The 3,398-nt window shown below is 66.3% G+C and carries 3 protein-coding genes; 2 read left to right on the forward strand and 1 reads right to left on the reverse strand.

Annotated features, from left to right (window positions below):
• Nucleotides 1–60 precede the first annotated feature (60 nt).
• A complete protein-coding gene (locus tag JOY88_RS01615; protein WP_293499787.1) occupies nt 61–828 on the reverse strand; it encodes a nucleotidyltransferase family protein in 768 nt (255 codons plus the stop codon).
• 144 nt (nt 829–972) lie between these two features.
• Here JOY88_RS01615 and tkt point away from each other — a divergent pair, with 144 nt between their 5' ends.
• Nucleotides 973–3,021 carry a transketolase gene (gene tkt, locus JOY88_RS01620; RefSeq protein WP_293499788.1) on the forward strand — a complete coding sequence of 683 codons (2,049 nt, stop codon included), beginning with the start codon at nt 973–975 and terminating at the stop codon, nt 3,019–3,021.
• Nucleotides 3,022–3,159: 138 nt separating this feature from the next.
• Nucleotides 3,160–3,398: glyceraldehyde 3-phosphate dehydrogenase NAD-binding domain-containing protein (locus JOY88_RS01625; RefSeq protein ID WP_293499789.1), on the forward strand; the 239-nt coding region annotated here is incomplete at its 3' end.

Here is a 3,398-nt window from a genome sequence, read left to right on the forward strand (position 1 = left end):
GGCCGTGCAGGCGTGAACCATGGGTTGGCCCTGCCAGTCAATGCTGCGTGCGCCCATGCCTCAGTCCCGATTCAGCTGGGCCAGTCGCTCGGGCGTGCCCACATCCACCCAGCGGCCCGTGTAGAGCGAGGCGCCCACACGGCCGTCGGCCATGGCGCGGCGCAGCAGCGGGGCCAGCGGCGCGCGCAGGCCCTCGGGGTTGCCTGCGGGGAGCTCGCACCAGGGCGCAGCGAACAGCTCGGCCTTCAGCAGCGCCAGGGTGCTGTAGGTGTAGCGCGGCCGGCCGTCGCCCTCGGGCAGATCCAGCGCTAGGCCGTCGTCGCTCAGGCCGAAGTCGCCGCGCGGATGATGCTCGGGATTGGGCACCAGCCACAGATGGGCGAGCCGGTCGCTGGCGGCAAAGTCCTGGGCCACGGCCGCGGGAAAGTCGAAGTCCGGCGCATAGACATCGCCGGCGGCCAGCCAGAACATATCGCCCAGCAGCGCCAGCGCGCGGCTGATGCCGCCCGCGGTCTCATAGGCCTGGGCGGGCTCGGCCGAATACGCAAGCGGCAGCGGCCGGCGCTGATCCCCGGCCGCCTGGGGCGCAAAAACCGCGCCGAAGTAAGCGGGAATCTGCTCCCCCAGCCAGCCGGTGTTGATCACGGCGCGCGGCACGCCGGCCGCGACCAGGGCCTGCAGGTGGTGCTGCAGCAAAGGCCGGCCCTGCACCTTGAGCAGGGGCTTGGGCGTGGCATCCGTCAGCGGCCGCATGCGCTCGCCGCGGCCGGCCGCCAGCAGCATGGCAGCGGGTTGAACAAAGGAGGGAGCAGAGGTGTCAGCAGTCATGCGCGATCGGCTTTTTCAACAGGGCGACAGCCCGTTTCTTGGGCTGCACTGTAGTGCATTGACCCGCATCCCGCCTGCGAAAATTGGGCCTCAATTAAAATAGAGGGCTTAGCAGAATTACCCCCTCCTTTTCGGAGCGCCCTGATGGCCAACACTCAAAATATGGCGAATGCGATCCGCGCACTCGCAATGGATGCCGTTCAACAAGCCAACTCCGGCCACCCCGGCGCCCCCATGGGCATGGCCGACATGGCCGTTGCGCTGTGGAGCCGCCACCTCCAGCACAACCCCGTGAACCCGCACTGGGCCAACCGCGACCGTTTCATCCTGTCGAACGGCCATGGCTCCATGCTGATCTATTCGCTGCTGCACCTGAGCGGCTACAACCTGCCCATCGAAGAGCTGAAGAACTTCCGTCAGCTGCACAGCAAGACCGCGGGCCACCCCGAAGTGGGCATCACCCCCGGCGTGGAAACCACCACCGGTCCCCTGGGCCAAGGCATCACCAATGCCGTGGGCTTTGCGCTGGCCGAAAAGCTGCTGGCCGCCGAGTTCAACCAGGACAAGCACGAGATCGTCGACCACCACACCTACACATTCCTGGGCGACGGCTGCCTGATGGAAGGCGTCAGCCATGAAGCCGCGGCCCTGGCCGGCGCCTGGAAGCTCAACAAGCTGATCGCGCTGTACGACGACAACGGCATCTCCATCGACGGCAAGGTCACGCCCTGGTTCATCGACAACACGCCCGAGCGCTTCGAAGCCTATGGCTGGAACGTGATCCGCGCCGTGGACGGCCACAATGTGGACGCCGTGGACAAGGCCATTGCCGCCGCCAAGAAGAGCGCCGACAAGCCCACGCTGATCTGCTGCAAGACCCATATCGGCAAGGGCTCGCCCAACCGCCAGGACACGGCCAAGGCCCACGGCGAACCCCTGGGCGCCGAGGAAATCGTGCTGACCCGCGCCGCCCTGGGCTGGAACTACGGTCCCTTCGAGATCCCCGCCGATGTCTACACCGACTGGGACGCCAAGGGCCAGGGCGCCAAGATGGAAGCCGCCTGGAACGACAAGTTCGCCGCCTACGAGAAGGCCTACCCCCAGCAGGCCGCCGAGTTCAAGCGCCGCATGGCCGGCGATCTGCCCGCCAACTTCCTCGAGACTGCGGCCAAGATCGCTTCCGACGCGCATGACGCCGCCGCCACCGTGGCCAGCCGCAAGGCCAGCCAGCTGGCCCTGGAAGGCCTGACGGCCGCTCTGCCCGAGCTGCTGGGCGGCTCCGCCGACCTGACCGGCTCCAACCTGACCAACACCAAGTTCACTCCCTCGCTGCGCGTGGACGACAAGGGTGCGGTGGTCAAGACCGAAGACGGCAAGATCGGCCGCCACATCAACTACGGCGTGCGCGAGTTCGGCATGGCCGCCATCATGAACGGCATCGCCCTGCACGGCGGCTTCATTCCCTACGGCGGCACCTTCCTGACCTTCTCCGACTACAGCCGCAACGCCATCCGCATGGCGGCGCTGATGAAGCAACGCGTGATCCATGTGTTCACGCACGACTCCATCGGCCTGGGCGAAGACGGCCCCACCCACCAGTCCATCGAGCACGCAGCCAGCCTGCGCCTGATCCCGGGTCTGGACGTGTGGCGCCCCGCCGACACCACGGAAACCGCCGTGGCCTGGACCGTGGCCCTGAGCCACAGGAACAAGCCCACGGCCATGCTGCTGAGCCGCCAGAACCTGGCCTACTCGCCCAAGAGCGAAGAGGCGCTGGACGACATCGCCTGCGGCGCCTATGTGCTGTCCGAGCCCAAGGATGCGGGCCTGAAGGGCAAGAAGGCCCAGGCCGTGATCATCGCCACCGGCTCCGAGGTGCAACTGGCCCTGGCCGCACAGAAGCTGCTGGCCGAGCGCAAGATCGCCGTGCGCGTGGTCTCCATGCCCAGCACCACGACCTTCGACCGCCAGGACGTGAAGTACAAGACGGCCGTGCTGCCCGCCGGCCTGCCGCGCATCGCCGTGGAAATGGGCGTGACCGACTTCTGGTGGAAGTACGGCTGCGCGGCCGTGGTCGGCATCGACAGCTATGGCGAGTCCGCTCCCGCAGGCGTGCTGTTCAAGCACTTCGGCTTCACGGCCGAGAACGTGGCCGACACCGTGCAGGTGGCCCTGCAGAACGCTGGCAAGTAAGCAGAAGGGGCCTCGTGCCCCTTTTTTCCGGCTGAAGTTTGCGCTTGGGCACAAATCAGCCGTCCGGACTAGGCTCTGTACGGACCGGTCCGGGCACAATCCGCTCCGGTTTCATTACTCACTATCTACGAGGCAACTATGACGATCAAGGTTGGTATCAACGGCTTCGGCCGCATTGGCCGCAACGTGCTGCGCTCCGCAGTGCAAAACTTCTCCGACATCGAAATCGTCGGCATCAACGACCTGCTCGAGCCCGACTACCTGGCTTACATGCTCAAGTACGACAGCGTGCACGGCCGTTTTGACGGCGAAGTTTCCGTCGAAGGCAACACCCTGGTCGTCAACGGCAAGAAGATCCGCCTGACCCAGGAGCGCGA

Origin of the sequence: Roseateles sp. (genome assembly GCF_019237615.1) — a bacterium.
In the GTDB taxonomy this organism is placed as follows: Bacteria; Pseudomonadota; Gammaproteobacteria; order Burkholderiales; family Burkholderiaceae_C; genus Pelomonas.